This window comes from candidate division WOR-3 bacterium, from assembly GCA_029858255.1.
Taxonomy (GTDB): Bacteria; Hydrothermota; Tepidihabitantia; order SM23-42; family SM23-42; genus SM23-42.
In genome coordinates this window covers 55,720-75,064 of sequence record JAOUFJ010000005.1, presented here as the reverse complement: position 1 = coordinate 75,064, position 19,345 = coordinate 55,720, and the positions used below count along the sequence as shown (strand labels likewise).

Annotated in this window: 17 protein-coding genes; 9 read left to right on the top strand and 8 right to left on the bottom strand. The window is 47.9% G+C overall.

Annotation, left to right across the window (positions count from 1 at the left end; translation table 11 throughout):
* Window positions 1-63 precede the first annotated feature (63 nt).
* Window positions 64-651: a hypothetical protein gene (locus OEV79_04085; GenBank protein MDH4210605.1), complete on the top strand. Its 588-nt coding sequence runs from the start codon at window positions 64-66 to the stop codon at window positions 649-651.
* Window positions 652-804: 153 nt separating this feature from the next.
* Window positions 805-1,428, top strand: a complete 624-nt coding sequence (locus OEV79_04080) for a hypothetical protein (GenBank protein ID MDH4210604.1) — start codon at window positions 805-807, stop codon at window positions 1,426-1,428.
* A gap of 77 nt (window positions 1,429-1,505) precedes the next feature.
* Here OEV79_04080 and OEV79_04075 read toward each other — a convergent pair whose 3' ends face one another.
* On the bottom strand, window positions 1,506-2,912 hold the full coding sequence (locus tag OEV79_04075; protein MDH4210603.1) for a flippase: 1,407 nt from the start codon (window positions 2,910-2,912) through the stop codon (window positions 1,506-1,508).
* A gap of 199 nt (window positions 2,913-3,111) precedes the next feature.
* Entirely contained in the window at window positions 3,112-4,056 is a 945-nt protein-coding gene (locus tag OEV79_04070; protein MDH4210602.1) for a radical SAM protein, read from the bottom strand.
* Window positions 4,057-4,364: 308 nt separating this feature from the next.
* Here OEV79_04070 and OEV79_04065 point away from each other — a divergent pair, with 308 nt between their 5' ends.
* On the top strand, window positions 4,365-5,888 hold the full coding sequence (locus tag OEV79_04065) for an aromatic amino acid ammonia-lyase (protein ID MDH4210601.1): 1,524 nt from the start codon (window positions 4,365-4,367) through the stop codon (window positions 5,886-5,888).
* Window positions 5,889-5,929: 41 nt separating this feature from the next.
* On the opposite strand, the gene OEV79_04060 is transcribed toward OEV79_04065, so the two are convergent.
* From OEV79_04060 to OEV79_04040, 5 genes are all read right to left on the bottom strand, one after another.
* Window positions 5,930-7,711, bottom strand: a complete 1,782-nt coding sequence (locus tag OEV79_04060; GenBank protein MDH4210600.1) for a ComEC/Rec2 family competence protein — start codon at window positions 7,709-7,711, stop codon at window positions 5,930-5,932.
* A 253-nt stretch (window positions 7,712-7,964) separates the two neighbouring features.
* Window positions 7,965-8,342 (bottom strand): hypothetical protein, encoded by a 378-nt coding sequence (locus OEV79_04055; protein ID MDH4210599.1) that lies wholly within the window; start codon window positions 8,340-8,342, stop codon window positions 7,965-7,967.
* A 47-nt stretch (window positions 8,343-8,389) separates the two neighbouring features.
* Complete coding sequence (gene efp, locus OEV79_04050; protein MDH4210598.1) at window positions 8,390-8,947, bottom strand: elongation factor P; 558 nt, start codon at window positions 8,945-8,947, stop codon at window positions 8,390-8,392.
* Complete coding sequence (cysS, locus tag OEV79_04045) at window positions 8,944-10,428, bottom strand: cysteine--tRNA ligase (GenBank protein ID MDH4210597.1); 1,485 nt, start codon at window positions 10,426-10,428, stop codon at window positions 8,944-8,946. Before cysS ends, efp begins: the two co-directional genes overlap by 4 nt.
* A gap of 1 nt (window position 10,429) precedes the next feature.
* Window positions 10,430-11,404 carry a HEAT repeat domain-containing protein gene (locus OEV79_04040; protein MDH4210596.1) on the bottom strand — a complete coding sequence of 325 codons (975 nt, stop codon included), beginning with the start codon at window positions 11,402-11,404 and terminating at the stop codon, window positions 10,430-10,432.
* Window positions 11,405-11,518: 114 nt separating this feature from the next.
* Here OEV79_04040 and hutU point away from each other — a divergent pair, with 114 nt between their 5' ends.
* The 6 genes from hutU to prfB all read left to right on the top strand — a co-directional run bounded on the left by hutU (window position 11,519) and on the right by prfB (window position 17,860).
* Window positions 11,519-13,201, top strand: coding sequence for a urocanate hydratase (gene hutU / locus OEV79_04035; GenBank protein ID MDH4210595.1), 1,683 nt, complete (start codon window positions 11,519-11,521; stop codon window positions 13,199-13,201).
* 55 nt (window positions 13,202-13,256) lie between these two features.
* On the top strand, window positions 13,257-14,162 hold the full coding sequence (locus tag OEV79_04030; protein ID MDH4210594.1) for a M23 family metallopeptidase: 906 nt from the start codon (window positions 13,257-13,259) through the stop codon (window positions 14,160-14,162).
* 2 nt (window positions 14,163-14,164) lie between these two features.
* On the top strand, window positions 14,165-15,073 hold the full coding sequence (nadA, locus tag OEV79_04025; GenBank protein MDH4210593.1) for a quinolinate synthase NadA: 909 nt from the start codon (window positions 14,165-14,167) through the stop codon (window positions 15,071-15,073).
* Window positions 15,074-15,240: 167 nt separating this feature from the next.
* The gene (gene rho / locus OEV79_04020; GenBank protein MDH4210592.1) at window positions 15,241-16,494 is read left to right on the top strand and encodes a transcription termination factor Rho; all 1,254 of its coding nucleotides are present in this window, start codon (window positions 15,241-15,243) and stop codon (window positions 16,492-16,494) included.
* Window positions 16,495-16,509: 15 nt separating this feature from the next.
* Complete coding sequence (gene rpmE, locus OEV79_04015) at window positions 16,510-16,746, top strand: 50S ribosomal protein L31 (GenBank protein MDH4210591.1); 237 nt, start codon at window positions 16,510-16,512, stop codon at window positions 16,744-16,746.
* Between the two features lie 3 nt (window positions 16,747-16,749).
* Window positions 16,750-17,860, top strand: a protein-coding gene (prfB, locus tag OEV79_04010) for a peptide chain release factor 2 (GenBank protein MDH4210590.1) whose coding sequence is annotated in 2 segments (ribosomal slippage) — window positions 16,750-16,827 and window positions 16,829-17,860 — 1,110 coding nt in all. Because the reading frame shifts where the segments join, the coding sequence is not laid out codon by codon here.
* Between the two features lie 19 nt (window positions 17,861-17,879).
* On the opposite strand, the gene OEV79_04005 is transcribed toward prfB, so the two are convergent.
* The gene (locus OEV79_04005; GenBank protein ID MDH4210589.1) at window positions 17,880-19,199 is read right to left on the bottom strand and encodes a hypothetical protein; all 1,320 of its coding nucleotides are present in this window, start codon (window positions 19,197-19,199) and stop codon (window positions 17,880-17,882) included.
* Window positions 19,200-19,345: the final 146 nt, after the last annotated feature.

Sequence of the window (19,345 nt, the reverse complement as noted above, 5' to 3'; positions counted from 1 at the left end):
ACACGGTTGACAACTTGTGACATAGTTTTATACTGGTCTTCTGAAAGAACGGGAGGAATCATTATGAAGAAAAATCTGTTGTTGATACCGGCCGCGATCTTGATCATTAGCTGTGGTGCCGAGGAAGATATCGATGACTATCATCCACTGGCGGTCGGGCTTCAGTGGGAATATGCTGTAACCCAGACCGATACGATCATAAACACCGGCGTACAAACCTCCACGATCACTGCTGAAGTCTCTTCACCCCATGGTCTGCTGTATGAACAAGTCACATCAACCACCTGGGATGACACGTCGACGACTGCCTGGCTTGATACCTCATATCTTCAAGAAAAGGATGGCAATGTTCTGTTCTACAGTGACCTGAATGATTCAGAGCCCGACACACTGCTGGTATTACCGCTGGTTCTCGGAAATACCTGGACCGTGCGTACCGAACCGTGGGGAGATATGACCGGCGAGGCAGTTGGTTTAGAGGATGTCACCCTTCCCGCCGGCACGTTCACCGAATGCTGGCACGTCGAATATACAGGACTGAATGCTACGGGCCACAGCTGGTTTGCAATTGACGTCGGTCTTATTGAACATCAATCGGTCAGTTCAACAAGCGAATTTTTGAAAGAACTGACATATTTCAACCGAAGATAACGGGCAACACAAGAGCACAACGAAGTGCACAGACAATGCTATATTCTGTATTTCATACACGTATGCGAATGCTCTGCACAGAGTAATACCTCTTGACTATCTCATATTTCTTTGTATATTTAGCATTCACATACTACAACGAAAGGAGACAATGTGAAAAAACTGATCTGGTTACTGCCATTAGTGACATTAATATTCAGCTGCAACGGCGAGAGTGATAATAATGGCGAACACTACTTCCCGCTTGCGGTCGGGAACGTGTGGAATTATGACGTTGTATACAGGTTGATCATGACCAGTGATACGATTCAATATACCGGCACATCAACGACCGAGATCACGCGCGAAACGACCCTGAACAGCAACATCGACGTACTGGAGCAGGTTACGACCATGCTGTGGGATGATACTACCATGACGAACTCTGTTGATACCACTTATATTCAATCGACCGGAGATCATGTGCTGATATATAATGACGTCGCAGATACTGAGCCGGATACGAGCCTGGTCTTACCCATCGTAGACGGTAACACGTGGACCGTGTATGCGGATACGACCGATACGCTCACTGCCGAAGTGATCGGGCAGGACGACGTTACTGTCCCGGCCGGCACATATGCAGACTGTTGGGATATCAGATACACGTCACTCGGGCAGACCCAGGATAACTGGTTTGCCGATGGTGTCGGTATTGTCAGACATATCATGAGCATACCGACAACAGCAGTAACAACTGAATTCACCAAGGAATTGGTCAGCAGTACAATTCAGTAGAATTGGTAGCAAAGATCTTCAGCAAGAGGGCTGCCTATGGCAGCCCTCTTGCATTCAAATGCTGTAAACAACCGTGCTCACCCGATGCGGAACATGTGCCTGATGTTTTTCAAATCCTGCACCGAGAATCCCCGGATCAGATAGAAAACTGCAAGGTAAGCACAGATACCGGCTATGATCGCTGTAAATAAATGCCACGGTTGGACCAGATACAAAACAACGACCATCACTATTGATGCACCCAGAGGTTTCAGAGCGTACCTTATACTTTCAAACGGGACGACCCTCTTCAACGCCCGGTGCATTAGAAAGATGCTAAGAGACTCGCTGATCAACAACGCAAGTGCCGCGCCATAGAATCCGAATTTCAATCCCAGCAGAAATATTAGTACCGCGCTGATGACGGCCGTTATTGTGATAATCCTGAAAAATTGTTTCTCTCTATCTATTGCTATCAACCCGTAACCGTAGATCGTATTAATTGGCACGATCATGAAATACAAGAGCAGAACGCGCAGAACATTCGAGGCATCATGAAATGCCTGACCAAAGATGATATGGATAATACCTGGCGCAAGCATTAATCCTCCCAGCGAGAGTGGAATGGTGAGCGCGAAGAGGAACCTGGTTAGAAAAGAGAAATTACTCTTCAGTTTTTCCGGGTTCTCGGCGTACTGTCTCGAAAGTACCGGGAAGAAAACATAGTAGAATACTCTTTCAATTATCAACAATGTAAAGACTACTTTGTATGCCGCACTGAAAATACCGACATCATAATTCGTCTTGAACAGACCGAGGACGATCGGCGGCAGGCTTATCGTTACCTGATTAAAGATAATCGCCAGGCCAACCGGGATTGACGCCGTCAGGATCACGCGCCATTGCGAAAAAGAAAAACGGAACCTGAATGACCGGTATTTTCTGACATAAATGACAAACAAAAATAATGCAGATGCTGCATAACCGAGGACGAATGAGAACGGGACGAACAGAATATCACGAGTGCTTTTCACAAAGATAAGGAGCCCTATCAGATATACGGCATACTGGAGAATACGGCTGACGCCAATATATGCCATCTCTTCCCTACCTTGAAATACGAACTCCAACAGCACGGCAAAAGGGAACAATGTCACTGAATAGAGAAGAATGACCTGCTTGGTCATGCTTTCATCAGAAATGAGAAACGTACCTGCGAAGAAAATTATGAAAATGACAGCAGCCAGGAACAGACGCAAACCCAGAATCTCCTCGATGTAACGGCGGTCACTTGCATCCTTTGCGACCTCGCGAGCGCCGATCACTGTCAACCCTGGGTTGGCAAATAGAAGTGCGTAACTGATAAACGCCAGTCCGAAATTTATCAGACCAAATCCTTCAACTGCGAGCAGCCGCGCTATGTAAACAGTCGCCGCAAACCCGATGATGCGCGTTATGCCATCACTGAAGAACACCGCCAGAAAATTCCTTGATATCTTCTTCATTTGTTTATGGATTCAGTATACTCTAAATACCGTAACAATCAATGGGAACAGGCTTACACTTCGTATATCGATTATCCCGAATTTTCGCGTTCTGTATTTAACTCAAAGTAATTCGAGGATCCCCGCGCAGCGGGACAGTGATGCGGACATAAGATTACAGTGATGGTCATGTAGACCACTAGATCACTTGTCCACAATGTCACTGCAAAAGATGAACATTGCCCAGATGCGTATTATTGATCCCGTAGTCTCTGGCAATAGACAGCGCCATCTCAGCCTGTTTGTGTGAGGTGCAAGGCAGATCATTAAACCGAAAATGCGGGTAGAATCCGAGAAAAGACCATGGTATGTCCTTATTGACTGAAGCGATGAACTTCGCCATGGAACTGAGTTCGGCCTCATCGATATGGCCCGGTATCAGCAGTGTGCTTACAATGAGAATTGGAAGTTTTTCTCTCGCCCCAATATAGCGAGCGACCAGTTCGATATTCTTCCTTGTATTCTTATTCGATACTCCGCACAGCGCGATATTCAGATTCTCGTTGAACGTCTTGAAATCGATCTTAATACAGCCATCAGTAGCGAGCGCACAATCCACCCATTTCTCCATCAAATCAGGAGAAATCGAACCATTGGTCTCCCAGCAAATCCGGAGTTTTCTCGTTCTTTCTTTAAGCTGTTTTGCTGCCTCCAGACTATGCATGGCAAAGGGCGTCGGGTCTCCGCCAAAAAAACACACGCAGCTGGTCGTAGCATCAGCTGCCCGCAACAGATCTTCGGTCGTGGTCCTTGTCTTACGGTCACGGTAATGCCAGTTCTGGCAGAAAAGACAATTGAAAGTGCACGATTCATAGAAGACTGCCAGGTTGGTATAACCATGGTCTCTGCTTCCTTTACATACCCAATCAGCAACGCAATTGGTCGGCAGGGGATCGTGATACCAATCAGCATACGCCCAGTTCTTGTCCGGACCGACGATCCTACCGGCTACGTTCTGCCGCACACCGCAATATCCGAATTCACCTTCTGCAATACTACACTCATTAACGCATAACTGACATCTGATACCGGTGTCACAATCAGGGACCGCACGTGGTAGTGCATAAGGTTTTCTTGTGTTACCATGTATTCTTAGAATACTCAATTCTATTTCTTCAAACCTATCGCGTATACAACACGAACAATAAGGCATCGTTCTGGATATTTTTCGCTCGTTTTTGCATAACCTGCAATGCACCGTAAAGTATAGTGGTCAGAGAAATCCACGTCAAGCATGCACCACAAGACCACCGCGACACGCACCGAACAAAGAAACAACGATTACCCGGAACCGCAGCCGGGCATCATCTCGCGACGGTTGACTTTTAGTAGATTCTGGTTAGTATCTATCATCCTGTGAAATTAATCAAATTCATTCTACCGGCTGTGTTATTTAGATAAAAAGGAGAATTTATGGCAATCGTGTTGGATGGTGAGCATTTAACGATCGAAAAACTTGTTGATATTGCCCGGAACAATGAAAAGGTCCAAATCGCACCCGGGTCACTCGATAAGGTCAAAGAATGCCGCGTCCTGATCGAAGAAAAGATCAAAGCAAAGGAGATCATGTACGGCATCAATACTGGCATAGGTGAACTGTCCGAGGTTGTGCTCAGCGATGAACAGGTCAAACAATTCCAGAGGTATTTGATATACAATCACGCTGCAGGCATCGGTGACCCGGCTCCAATCGAGCACGTCAGAGGCGCCATGGCCAGTCGAATAAACGTCATGAGCAAAGGTAAATCCGGATGCCGGCCTGAAATACCCCTTACGTATGCAGAAATGCTGAACAAAGGGGTAACGCCGGTGGTGTGCCAGAAAGGTTCGGTCGGCGCATGCGGTGATCTCGCCCCAATGTCACAGATCGCATTGCTTCTGATGGGAGAAGGCGAGGCGTTTTACAGGGGTGAACGTCTGCCCGGAAAGGTCGCAATGGAGAAAGCGGGCATAGAAATCCCTGGATTGCAGGCGCGCGATGGTTTGTCTTGCATAAATGGTTCCAACCTTCTCACCGCGATCAGCGCGCTGCAGATCTTCGATATCAATCGATGGTTAAAGCAAGCGGAGATCGCCTGTGCCATGACGCTCGAGGCACTGCTTGCGAATCTGAAACCTTATGATAGCAGGTTGCACGAAGCGCGCGGCTTTGCCGGTGCTGTCAGATCAGCCCGGGCAATCATGAAATGCATAGAAGGCAGTGACCTCCTTACCGGCAAGCACAAGATGAAGGTCCAGGATGCCTATTCGATGCGATCCTCACCTCAAGTCATCGGTGCGGCACACGATGCGGTCGCTCACGCGAAGAAACAGGTCGAGATCGAACTCAACGGGGTCGGTGATAATCCGGTATTTTTTCCTGAATATAAACTGACGATCACCGGCGCCAATTTTCAGGGCACCCCGGTATCACTTCCAATGGAGATGGTAGGTACGGCGGTGACCATGGTGTGTGTGCTCTCGGAGAGACGATTGAATCGGATGACCAACCCGAACCTGAGCGTCGGCTTGCCCGCGTTCCTGACCAAAGGAGCCGGCATGTTCTCGGGATTGATGCTGAGTCAATACACCGCGGATACGCTCATTGTCGAACAACGCATACTTTCGGCCCCGGCAGCAACGATGTCGATACCCGCAGCAGCAGATCAGGAGGATTTCGTTTCGATGGGCATGAACACGGCGCTCAAGAATGCTCAGATCATTGACAATGCGTACGGGATACTGGGTATTGAATTCATGGCAGCAGCGCAGGCGCTCGATTTCCGTGATTTCATACCCGGTAAAGGTGTCGTAACTGCAAAGAAAACGATACGCAAGCACGTCGAGCACCTTGAAGAAGACCGTCCTTTGTATGACGATCACAACAAGATGAAAGGACTCGTCAAATCGTGCGAAATACTCGAAGCGGTTGAAAAAGCAGTGGGCAGTCTTGGATGATCTGATTCTTCAATACGACTGACCTGTTCGATTCCGCGTGTCTAAATACAAAAAAGTAATCTGATCCGGGCGACAGCTGTACGCAAATCAACGATCATTTGCTCGAAGATCGTATTATACAATGAACCCTCAACAACATGGCAGACCTTCCCATTGGACAAAATATACCTGATTTTTCCATCATCGGGTTGTTCATCAAAGAAAGACCGTGAATATTCCATCTTACACCCACGGTATTTTATCTGCAATCGCTCGTAGATGGCGATCTCCAGATCACCGCATTCGAATCCGAGAAAATGCAGATCTTCTGGCCACTCGACGAAATCTCTTTTCACTGGATGACTCCTTGACCCGGCAACGAGATAATCCACGGCATCGACACCATGCTTCTGCAGAAATGCACGCTGTGCAGCAGACACCCTGTCGGTAATGTAGATTCTTGTGTCATCGGGCATCGCGATAAAAATCCCACGCGGCGATGCACAAACGATCAGACAATCAACTGACCACGCAACTGAAAGGAGAAGGACAAGAACCATTACAGACCACAGCATAAGTTTTCTGATCCTCTTCCACGCCAGCAGGTAGAGTGGAAAGATCACCAGCGGCGTAATGTTGAGTTTCAGTGCAGAGAAACGAAGGCCTGCAAAGAAATTTGAAAGTATAGTCAGAACATCAATGAGAATGCCTGCTGGTAATGCGATTATCCTCGCAAAGGTAAAGGATATCCAGCCGATCGTGAAGCAAAGAAATAGCATGAAGATTATTGCTGATGCGAGCGGGACGATAAGCAGATTCGCGACGACAGCGTAGACTGGTAACCTGTTGAAATAGTAGATGAGCAAAGGCCCGACAAAAAGCTGTGCGGAGAACGACACTGCCATCATCCTGAGCACACCCTTTAGAAATCGCGTGTGTGTTTTCTTGATAAAATTATCCTCAAGTATTGGATACAAATACAATATGCCATAGACCGCAGCAAATGAGAGCTGAGCGCCTACATCGAATAGCAGCACTGGGTTGACCAGCAGGAATACAGTTGCCGTTATGTTGACGATATGCATGCTGTCGACATTTCTCTGCGACACCAAAGCCAGGCCAAACAGGAATGCCATGAGCGTCGCTCGGCACACGCTGGGACGAAATCCTGTCACACCTGCATACATGAACAGTGCGCATATCACGATGATGAATTTCGCCCGGTAATCTAATGGTATGAAAAGCAACACGGCACCAAAAAAAGCTCCCACAAAACCGACATGTAAACCGGACACCGCAAGGATATGCAATGTTCCCGCCCTGCTGAAAACATCCTTCAATTCCCTGCTCAATCGCCCGCTACCACCCAATGTCAAACCACTGGCTATGCTGTACCGTTCAAGATCAAAGAAACCACTGAGCAGCCGGTCGATATATTTCCTGATTGGGCTGAAAACGACTCCAAAAATATGTTCACGGCCAATTGACTCAATGATCTCACCGGTTAAAACAGCAGGTCTGTAAATGCGTTTTGCTCCCCTGACCTTACCTTTGACCGTGACTCGCTTGCCGAGGAACTGACCATGTTCATGAGCGTAGTATTCCACTGGAAAAGCGCAAAATACGGTATCAGAAGAAAAGAGTACCCTGTCCACGCGGATGAAGAGCCTTGTATAATGTTCATAACTTTCCTCAGCGAGCACGACACCAGAATATTCCATATCCCTTTCTGTCAGTGCTATATCCACGGAGCGGTTGTACTCCAGGTTCAAGGCCGCCAGGGCAAACACCGCCACGCAAAGAAAATGGTATTTCCAGACAGACATGACAAAAGCGATCACCATCAAAGGGACGTAATACAATACCGGAAGAGCGAACAATGCCTGAATAATAATGCCGAGTACAACCGACAACAATAGACCGACAGCTAAATTCCTTATTTATTCCTCCCCGGCTCTATGACAAGCCCATATTTTTATAGCAAAATATCCTGGCGAACGAAAAGATACGGCTCGGCCGTATCATCCAAAGCCAGTTAAGATTTCTTTATCGGAACAGTGTATGAGTTGTTATGTGCCGAAGGTTATACTCGGGTAATTATTCTTCCTGATAGATGAGACTATGGATCTTCTGCCTTGCTTTGTTGAGTGCAATACGTGCCGCACCCGGATTGGACCCCGTGGCTTTCAGACATGCATAGATGAAGTAATCGGCACCAACCGGATGAATAATAAAAAATAGATCATCGGTGAGCCAGATGAGTTCACGCGTATCACCGAGCGAAAGATTCTCCCTCACCTCTTTCGCCACGAGCATAATTGAGGAGATCTCGGCATCGTATGAGTTCACGTCGAAATTCGCCTGTATGACATGCTGGGCAACGGAGATACCATCATACCCAACAATACTCGTGTAGCGGCAACCGGGAATCTTCTCCGCGATTCTCTTTATTTCGTCCAGCAGTTCATCAGCCACTAATCCTCCTTGGTGGAAAGCATTGCGCCGATCCCATAGTCCATATGCTACACACGTTCCACATATTGACCGGTTTCGGTGTTCACTTTAATAAGATCACCAACTACAACAAACGACGGAACCTGGCAGACGTGCCCGCCTTCGAGTTTCGCCGGCTTCGATTGCGCCTGGGCAGTCGCGTCCTTTATGTTAGCTTGAGTTTCCAGCACCTTCAGGTTCACGTACTTTGGCAAAATGACACCAAAAGGTTTTCCCTCGTAGAATTCAACACCGACGCGAACGTTGGGTTTGAGGAATTTTACCCCATCACCCAGAAGTTCGGCACCAAGCGCGAGTTGCTCATAGGTCTCCAAATTCATGAAGAAATATTTATCGTCGGAGAAATAAATATATTCCATTTCAACCTGCTCTATCTCGGCTTCTTCGACCCGGTCGCTCGACCTGAACCTTGTCTCGGTGGATAGACCGGTTTGAAGATTTCTCAAGTTGCATATTATCATACCCCGTTTGTTACCCGGAGTTATGTGAGTAACGCTCAAAACGACATGCGGGTCATCGCCGATCTTAACAAGCATCCCTCGCCTGACCTGAGTTGCCTGGATCATACGGTCCCCGAGCGGAAGGTACTGCCATCACCCTGATCGTCGACGATGATGTTATTCTCCTGCAGCCTTTCTCTTATGTAATCGGCGAGCTCATAGTTCTTTTCTTTTCTCAGTTTGTTCCTGATGTCCAGGAGCAGATCTATTACGATTGGACGTACACCACCAGCACCCTTGCTCTCCAACAAACCAAGGCAATCACCTGCGATCTCGTTCAGCAGCTCGTCCCTTTCTTCATTCTGCAGACGTTTCTTGACCTCGCTCAAGATCACCATTACATCCGCGCACGGTTCGGCTGCGACCGAAGACTCTTTCATGAAACCCAGTAGAGCCAAATAGTATTCGACACTGGCTGCGATTCTGACATCATCGGCTTCATAACCCTTCTTTATCAATTCGTATATCACACTCAACGCCCTCGAAGTATTCAAATCGTCGTTCATCGCCTCAGCAAATGTATCGAGCATCATTGGCTCTGATATCGTCTTGATCTCCCCGTATTTGTTCGCGGCGTTGTCCAAATAAGTCTTTATCGTCGTCAGGGCAGCCCGGGCTTCATCGAGCCTCTCATCATCGTATGCGAGTTGCTTGCGATAATGGGTCTTGAGCATGAACATGCGTATCACATTAGCCGAGTATTTTTTCAGCACTTCTTTTATCGGCGAATAGTGCCCGGTGGATTTTGACATTTTTTCCCCGGTCAACGTAACCCACCCATTGTGAAGCCAGAAACGGGCAAACGGCTTGCCCGTTGCCGCCAGTGACTGAGCGAGTTCATTCTCATGATGGGGAAATATCAAGTCCTCGCCGCCCGTGTGGATGTCAAACGTCTCTCCAAGATACCGCATCGACATCGCCGAGCATTCGATATGCCAGCCGGGCCTTCCTTTGCCCCATGGACTGAGCCAGTAGGGTTCGTCAGGTTTTGCCGCCTTCCACAGTGCGAAATCCAACGGGTCATCCTTCGATTCGGTCGGCGCAATGCGCGCCCCGGCCACTAGATCATCAATGCTCTTTTTTGACAATTTACCGTAGTCGGGGAATTTGCGGACACGGAAATATACGTCACCCTTCTTTTCGTACGCAAATCCTTTCTCAATCAACCGAGCAACGAGATCGATTATTTCTTCCATGTGCTGTGACGCCCTTGGATAAAAGGTCGCCCTCTCGATATTTAATCGGTCGCATGCCCACAGATATGTATCGATATTGTCCTGGGCGATCATGCGCCAGTCTTTGTTAAACTCTTTCTGTTTTTCGATTATCTTGTCGTCCACATCAGTGAAATTCTCAAGCGCCACTACATTATATCCAAGATACCCGAGCCATCGCATCAATGTATCACGAACCATCGCGGCGCGTATGTGCCCGACATGAGGTTCACTCTGAACAGTCAAGCCGCACGTGTAAATCTTCACTGTATCGCCCAACGGCTTGAATTCCTCCAATTTTCCGCTCATTGTATTATACAAACGCAAACCCATCTTAGCTCCTCAAATATGCGAATGCTGCACTGACCCTGAGCAAGACGTTCGAGGCATCCATCAGCTCGGCAAAGAGTTCTTTCTGATTCGCCGCGTCATGTTTAGCCAATGCCTCGACAGCCCGGACAGCAACATTGATGTATTCATCCCGGACTGCGGTCCTCAGTTCATCATAAGCATCCGGCACATCATATCGTGATAGTACTTCAACCGCACCTATGCGAACGAACGGGTCTTTCGACTGCAGGGAGCGCAACAACGTCTGGACGCCTGCATCATCATTGAGAATAAGGAGAGCCTCGGCCGCGTGTATCCTTAGTTCCTCCGTGCCCTCCTCCAGTAACCTCTTGAAAAATTGAATGTTCGTCGTGTCACGTACTTCAGCAATGGCAATCACGCCTTTGCCCCACACATCGGGCCGGAATTTTCTCAATTCCTCTCGTATGAAATCAGACATACCGTCGGATCCTAACTCGCCCAGTGTTCTGGCAACACTAATGCGGACAAGTGGATCGGGATCACGTAACCCCTGGAGCAACGCGTCCATCTCCTGGAACTTACCCAGACCAGAATAAGCAACCTCTCTCACGCGGGAAAATTCATCATATATACCCTGCAAGAGAATCGTTCGCGCCTCCTGCTCATCGCTCGAAGCCACGATCCGGTATGCCGCCTCGCGAATAGCCGCGCTTGGGTTACTGCACAGGCCGATCACCACCGGCTCGAGCTCTCCATAGCCTGCCTCGTATAGAGCATTCAGTGCGTTCACCTGCAGCTCTGTTTCATCCTGCGCGGCCATTTCCATCAGCAGTCTGTTACCCCGAACATCGCCAAGCATCATCAACGCTTTTGCCGCACTGACCCGTACAAAGGGCGATGCATCGCTCAACCCCTGGTCGAGTATCCTTTTTGCCTTCGATTCATTCGAAACGCAAGTCAGCAATAACATGAACACCAACAATACAATTTTTTTCATCCTGGCTATTATACATATTTTGCACGGTGAGTCAACAACAGCTGAGACAAGTACACCGAGGGCGGTCAACTTGACAAATCATTCTTTTTCACATAGAATGAACCAGGAGGTCTCATGAAGAAAACCAGTACCATCAAAGATTACGCGTACAAACCTGTATCCGCACCACATGGAACCAAAATAACGTGCAAGAGCTGGCAACAAGAGGCTGCGCTCCGGATGCTGCAGAACAACCTCGATCCTGAGGTCGCAGAAAAACCAGAAGAACTGGTCGTCTATGGAGGAAGCGGTAGAGCCGCCCGGAACTGGAAATGCTACAACGCGATCGTTGACACACTCAGGAAACTCGAGAACGATGAAACACTACTGGTCCAGTCGGGCAAGCCAGTCGGCGTTTTCCGTACGTTCAAACATGCGCCCCGGGTACTGATCGCAAACTCGCTGCTAGTGCCCAACTGGGCAAATTGGGATTATTTCCGTAAACTCGAAGCGCTCGGTCTGATTATGTACGGACAGATGACTGCGGGTTCATGGATCTACATCGGCACTCAAGGCATTATTCAAGGAACTTATGAGACCTTTGCCGCATGCGCGCGGCAACACTTTGGTGGAAGTTTGAAAGGCAAGTGGATTCTAACCGGAGGCATGGGTGGAATGAGCGGCGCCCAACCCCTGGCTGCCACTATGAATGAGGGCGTGATCCTCGCTATCGAAGTTGATCCAGCACGCATTCGGAAGCGCGTTGACCAGGGTTTTTGCGATTTCATGGTTGACGATCTTGACGAGGCCCTCGATCTTGTCTTTGAAGCGGTGAAGAGAAAACAACCGCGTTCGGTCGGTCTGGTCGGTAACACATCTGAAATCGAACCCGAACTCCTGAAGAGAAATATCATACCCGACATCCTGACCGACCAGACATCGGCACATGATGAATTGAACGGATATGTTCCGGGTGGCATGAGCCTCGACGACGCCAACTCGTTGCGTGCAAGAGATCCTGAAGAATACAAGAAACGCGCGCTCGAATCGATCGCCAGACAGATGGAGGCAATGCTCGAGATACAGAAGAAAGGAGCGGTTGCTTTCGACTATGGTAACAACATACGCGGGCAGGCAAAGAAAGCCGGCGTCGAAAATCCCTTCGCAATACCGGGTTTCGTGCCCGAATACATCAGACCTCTGTTCTGTCATGGACGCGGTCCTTTCCGATGGGCGGCATTGTCTGGCGATAAGCGCGATATACACAATCTGGACGGAGTCGTCCTCAAGATGTTCGGTGGCGACCCGTCGATACGCAGATGGATCGAACTGGCGCAGAAGAAAATCCCTTTCCAGGGTTTGCCGGCTCGTATCATGTGGCTCGGATATGGTGAGCGTGACCGGTTCGGCATGGAGATAAACCGCCTCGTAAGAACCGGCAAGATCGCTGCCCCGATAGTAATAGGCAGGGACCACCTGGACACCGGTTCGGTAGCGTCACCTTATCGCGAGACCGAAGGAATGCTCGACGGTTCAGATGCTATAGCTGACTGGCCAATTCTGAACGGTCTGCTGAATACCGCTTCAGGTGCCTCATGGGTTTCGGTACACCACGGCGGCGGAGTCGGCATCGGTTACTCGATCCACGCAGGACAGGTGCTGGTTTGCGACGGCACCGCTGACATGGACGAGCGTATCAACCGAGTACTGACAAATGACCCGGGTATCGGTATCGCGCGCCACTTCGATGCTGGCTATGAAGCGGCAATCCGCTTCGCTCACGATAAAAAAGTCAAAATACCGATGGACAGGGAATGATACCGGTATGCTTGACTTTCTATGGTGACTCGGTATAATTAGCCGGAGCAAAGATTTGGACATTATTTTAATACCTGGAAAGGGAAGCAAAACTACGAATCTCCGCATCAAAACGGGGTATTTGATAGTCATCACGGTCGTGTGTGTGCTGATAATCACATCTTTCTTCTACAGCCTGACCAGTTATGCAAAGAAGGAAGTCGACCGTAACCGGTTGTCACAGGTTCTGAACGAAAATCGTGTCGTGCAGGAAGAGATTGAACGAATTGAGAATGAACTCTCTGGTCTGCAGACGGTGATCGACAGCATTAAGATCTATGACAACAAGCTCCGTACCTATGCACCGCTCAAGCCGATCGATGAAGAACTGCGCGATATGGGAGTGGGAGGGTTTACGCCTGAATTCGCGCAGGAAGATCTGTCCGCGAATGTTAAGAAAAACCTCACCTACATCTCGGAAACGCTGGATAATCTTGTCGGTCGAGCCCGTCTCCAAAGAACGAGCTACGTGGAGCTGGTTAACTTTCTTCGTGAGAAGGCATTTCTCAGGGATCACACGCCATCGATCATGCCGGTGCAGGGATGGATGATCCGCGGCTACGGCTATCAGGTCGATCCATTTACCGGCCTGGTGAAAATGCACGAGGGATTGGATATTGCCGCACCTACTGGCACCCCCATTGTATCTCCTGCCAGCGGTATCGTTCGATACGCAGGTAACAAAAAAGATTATGGTTTGTGTGTCGAAATCGACCACGGGTACGGATTCATGACAATGTACGCCCATTGTCAACGTGTCAGAGTCAATTCCGGCATGCAGGTAAGACGCGGTGACGTCATTGGATATGTAGGAAACACGGGCAGATCGACCGGACCTCATCTCCATTATGAAGTTCGCCTGTCCCACAGTGCTGTAAACCCCATCAACTACATTCTATCCGCAGAAGCGATAGTAGATTAGAATTGACACGTAACATCACCGAACAGATCGCCAGACTCAAGCAAGAGAAAAATGCCATCATTCTTGCGCACAATTACCAATTGCCTGAGATCCAGGATATTGCCGATTATGTCGGCGACTCGCTGGAGCTTGCCAGAATATCACAAGGTATTACCCAGGATACCATTCTCCTCTGTGGGGTCTATTTCATGGCTGAGATTACCAAGATACTCAATCCCAATAAAACGGTCCTCATGCCCGATCAGCACGCTGGGTGTCCGATGGCGAATATGATAACACCAGGGCAGTTATCGGACGAGAAGAAAAATAATCCAAACGCCGCGGTGATGTGCTATGTGAACTCAAACGCCGATGTCAAAGCATTGAGTGACATATGCTGCACCTCAGCCAATGGAATGAAAGTCGCACAATCACTGAGTGAAAACAAGGTACTTTTCATTCCAGACCAGTACCTGGGTTCGTATATTGCGAAAAGGTCACCGAATAAGAAATTCATTCTCTGGCCAGGATATTGCCCGACCCACATGGTCTTTTCAAGAGAAGAATTGATGAAGTTGAAAGATAAATACCCCGATGCAAGAATCGTCGCCCATCCAGAATGTCGCCTCGACGTACAGGAAGTAGCTGATACTATCTGCTCAACGTCCCAGATGATCACGTATGCCCAGGAAAATGATGCAGAACAGTTCATAATCTGTACTGAACTGGGCATGTTACATAGGCTCAAGAAGGAGAATCCTGCCAAGGAGTTCATACCGGGTAGTCCGAACGCGATATGTCCAAACATGAAACTGACCACGGTTGAGAAGATCATGTGGTCACTTGAACGTGATGAACACAAGATCGAGATCGACGAGCAGACGCGAAGGCAAGCACTGAGTTCAATCGAGCGAATGCTCAAGATAAAATAGGGTATTGACAAAACGCAAAATACAAGTATAATCTCATAGTTGAACGGTACTGAATCCATATAGTAGGCTACCAATTTAAGTTGCCCATAGGTCAGCATTGAACAAAATAAAACTGCATTTAGCAAAAATTATCAATACTTAAACTGACCACAAATGGAAGGTGATTAATGGAAATAGATGATTTAAAGAAGAGAAAGGTAACAGAACTGCATGATATTGCAAAGGATTTGGGTCTAGCCAGTTTCACAGATCTCAAAAAACCTGATCTGATACATGCAATTATCGAAGCGGAGACGAAGCGGTCCGAGCTCGTACCGGTTGAAGGAGTGCTGCAAATCCATCCCGAAGGTTATGGGTTCCTGCGATCGCCCAATTACAACTATTTGCAGAGCCAGGATGACATATATTTGTCAATCTCGCAGATACGAAAATTCAACCTCAAGGTCGGCGATCACATCAGGGGTCTTGCCCGTCCGCCGCGCGAAGGCGAACGCTATTTCGCGATGATCAAAATTGAACACATAAACAATATACCGCTTTCCGAATTCCGCGAGCGCGTACTGTTTGACAATCTGACTCCCCTGTACCCCAACGAACGCATTCACCTGGAGATCGAGGGTAAGAATGACCGCTCGATGCGTATCGTTGATCTGTTCACGCCTATTGGCAAAGGTCAGCGCGGATTAATAGTATCACCACCTCGGGCTGGCAAGACGGTGTTACTGCAAAAAATCGCGAACTCAATCACGACGAACCACCCCGAGATATATCTCATTGTACTGCTTATTGATGAAAGACCGGAGGAGGTAACTGATTTCGAACGCTCGGTTGATGCCGAAGTCGTCTCCTCAACGTTTGACGAAACACCGGAGCGCCACACCGAAGTCGGCGAGATCATTCTCGAGCGGGCGAAACGCATGGTCGAGACTAAAAAGGACGTCGTCATACTTCTCGACAGTCTGACCCGACTCGCCCGTGCTCACAATTCCGTTGTTCCTCACTCCGGTAAGACCTTGTCCGGCGGTCTCGACTCCACCGCACTGCAAAAACCAAAGAAATTCTTCGGAGCGGCAAGGAACATCGAAGAAGGTGGTAGTCTGACAATAGTCTCAACAGCACTGATCGATACTGGATCCAGAATGGATGAGGTGATCTTTGAAGAATTCAAAGGCACTGGTAATCTTGAATTGATACTCGACCGGAGACTTTCTGATCGAAGGATCTTTCCATCCCTCGATCTATACAAATCAGGAACCAGGAAAGAGGAGTTGCTGCTGGCGGACTTTGAGATCAATCGATTGTGGATCATGCGTAAACTACTTTCTGAGATGAACACAATAGAACAGATGGAATTCCTTGCGGAAAAGATGTCCCGGACCAAAACGAACAAAGAATTCCTCGAATCCATGAGTAATGAATAATAAGGAGAATTTAATATGAAAAAGAAAATTCACCCAAAATACATGTCCTGTGTAGTAACCTGCGCTTGTGGTAATCGGGTCGAAACGAGATCGACGGTTGAAAAAATCAGCGTTGATCTTTGTTCAAAGTGCCACCCATTTTTCACCGGACGACAGAAAATCGTCGATTCTGCGGGCAGGGTGGAAAAATTCAAGAGACGATATGCTGCAAAAAAAACAGCGCCGGCAAAAGCGAGTAAATCGAAGGAGTAGCTGGTGAACAAGCCGTCTGATTCGAATGTCGTAACCGTCGATGAAATAAAAAAACTCAAGACGAGATTTGATGGTCTGAAGGAGCATCTTTGACCTTCAGAAACTCGAGCAAGAACTAAAGAAACTACAGACCAAAACCTCAAACCCGGAATTCTGGGCAAATCAAACCGAAGCTCAGAAAATCATGTCGGAAATAAACGATAAACAGTTCTGGCTCCAGGCAGTCACAGAAATTGGGGCGGACATCGAACTTCTATCTGGTTTGATAGAGCTAGAGGAAATCGATGAAAAAATGCTGGCCGAAGCGACCGCCGAGGCGAGAAAAATAGAAGGCAAACTCAGGGACATTGAATTGAAGCTGCTACTGGGCAAAGAGGATGACGCGAAAAACTGTATTCTCACGATCCACCCTGGTGCCGGCGGGACCGAGTCATGTGACTGGGCTGAAATGTTGCTCCGTATGTACACGCGTTGGTTTGAGATGAAGAACTTCACACACCGGATGCTTGATTTCCTGCCGGGTGATGTGGCCGGGATAAAAGAGGCCACCATCGAAGTAGTTGGTAAATACGCCTATGGTTTGCTCAAGGCAGAAGTTGGCATCCACCGGCTGGTGCGCATATCGCCATTCGACTCGAACGCGCGGCGTCACACTTCCTTTGCTTCAGTATTCGTATACCCTGAAGTAGAAGATATCAGTGTTGAGGTCAACGATGACGATTTGCGGATCGACACATACCGGGCCGGCGGACACGGCGGGCAGAATGTGAATAAAGTCTCTTCGGCAGTCAGGATCACCCACATTCCAACGGGAATTGCAGTTCAATGTCAAAACGAACGGTCGCAATTTCAGAATAAAACTAATGCCATGAAGATATTACGGTCCCGGCTTTACGACTATTATCAGAGGCAAGAAGATGAAAAGATCGAAAAATTGAACAAACAGAAAACAAAAATCGCCTGGGGCCATCAAATACGCTCATACGTATTCCACCCGTACAAACTCGTCAAGGACCATCGTACAGATTACGAAACTTCGCAGGCGGATAAGGTCATGGATGGTGAAATCGATGGTTTTATACACGCCTATCTCAGCATGCGGGCAAAGGTCTAGCCAGTATCTCTACCGGAGATTACTTGAAAATCAGGGAGACTACAAACAACCCACAAATTATTGCGCTGATGACGAGAATGATGGTCATGTACCGGTCCCGTTTTTTCTCCTTTGACTCCTGAGCAATCATGTATTTTGACAAGGAATTCGACGTCTCACTGAGTTCCTGTTTCATATCGTTGGTTGATTTGACCAATTTACCACTGGCGTCTTTTGTGTCATCCAAACGGCAACACATATCGTCGGTCGCCTGTTTGTAACTTTCCTGCACCGACTTCATCACATCGAGTGAATTATCGGTCAATGTCTTGAAGTTGACGTTCAAATTTGCTAGATTGGTGTTGAGTTGCTGCGCGATGTTCGCCTGATTCTTACTAAGACTGGCCAACGCTTTACTCAAGCTGTCCAGATTAGCATGAAGGTCCTGCATGCTCTTATCCGAACTCTGATACAATGCTTTCACAGACTTCTCAATCTTATCCAGATTATCAGTGATTGACTGCTGCATAACCGAAAGAGCCTTTTTTTGGTCGCCTGACAAAGCACCAAGGGAATTCTTGAGCGTGGCGGCAATTTCGTCCAAACGGATCGCTTCCTTGAGCGAAACCACTGCCTGCTCGACCTCCCTGACAGATGCATCGAGTTGGCCAATGTCTTTTCTCAGTACCTGTACCCCGTTAGATTCTTTGATGAATTCTGCAATGCGTTCATCATTCACTGCCCGCTTTTGAGGCTGTGCTTCGACCTTTACCGCAGCCGGAGATTCAACGCGCTTGGGTTTTTCCGCAACAGCCGTCTCGGCAACGATTTCGCTCGAATGAATTTTTTCCAATTCGCCTTTTTGCACCAAATTCTGGCATTCGGTGATCCGTTTAAGAAGTCTCTCGTCCCTTAATTCCAGGCTCTTGAGATAGTCAATCGCATTAAGTATCTCTTTCTTCTTCTGCTGATCAGCCTGTTTGTCAATGTATTCGAAAATGTATTGAGCAGCATCCTGCTTCTCATCGAGTTCGGTATGGAGATCGGCAATCGTATAATACATGTCAAAGCCATCCGGTTCATATCGCAATATCTTCTTACTCAAAGCGAGTGCATTTCGCAGGAAATTATCCCTTCGAAAGGCCTCGACACCCTTCCGGAAATTCGAAATTGATTCTTCTTTCTCATCCAATTTCATGTACAGATCGCCCAAACGGTTGTAAAGGTTGCCGTCCTCGGGATTCAAATCAACTGCCTTTTTTACTTCCTTGATGGCATCAGGTACCTTACCTTTGATCTCAAGATCATTGGCATTTTTGAGTATCTGACCTATAGCATATTCCTTGCGTGGCGATATCATTGCGCGCTCCTTCTCACTATACCCCCCATGTATTTCAAGTCAACATCATATCTTAGACTTAAGTCTGTCATATTATATTGAAATAACCTATTTTGTCAACCCCTCTTATGCATCCGATTAAAGGAACCTTTTGTTGGACAGCCGAA

What these genes read in the sequence shown, in the direction of transcription:
- OEV79_04085 (MDH4210605.1), top strand. Translation starts at nt 64, where the DNA reads ATGAAGAAAAATCTGTTGTTGATACCGGCCGCGATCTTGATCATTAGC.
- OEV79_04075 (MDH4210603.1), bottom strand. Translation starts at nt 2,912, where the DNA reads ATGAAGAAGATATCAAGGAATTTTCTGGCGGTGTTCTTCAGTGATGGC.
- OEV79_04065 (MDH4210601.1), top strand. Translation starts at nt 4,365, where the DNA reads ATGGCAATCGTGTTGGATGGTGAGCATTTAACGATCGAAAAACTTGTT.
- OEV79_04060 (MDH4210600.1), bottom strand. Translation starts at nt 7,711, where the DNA reads ATGGTGATCGCTTTTGTCATGTCTGTCTGGAAATACCATTTTCTTTGC.
- efp (MDH4210598.1), bottom strand. Translation starts at nt 8,947, where the DNA reads ATGATCCAGGCAACTCAGGTCAGGCGAGGGATGCTTGTTAAGATCGGC.
- cysS (MDH4210597.1), bottom strand. Translation starts at nt 10,428, where the DNA reads ATGGGTTTGCGTTTGTATAATACAATGAGCGGAAAATTGGAGGAATTC.
- OEV79_04040 (MDH4210596.1), bottom strand. Translation starts at nt 11,404, where the DNA reads ATGAAAAAAATTGTATTGTTGGTGTTCATGTTATTGCTGACTTGCGTT.
- hutU (MDH4210595.1), top strand. Translation starts at nt 11,519, where the DNA reads ATGAAGAAAACCAGTACCATCAAAGATTACGCGTACAAACCTGTATCC.
- rho (MDH4210592.1), top strand. Translation starts at nt 15,241, where the DNA reads ATGGAAATAGATGATTTAAAGAAGAGAAAGGTAACAGAACTGCATGAT.
- rpmE (MDH4210591.1), top strand. Translation starts at nt 16,510, where the DNA reads ATGAAAAAGAAAATTCACCCAAAATACATGTCCTGTGTAGTAACCTGC.
- OEV79_04005 (MDH4210589.1), bottom strand. Translation starts at nt 19,199, where the DNA reads ATGATATCGCCACGCAAGGAATATGCTATAGGTCAGATACTCAAAAAT.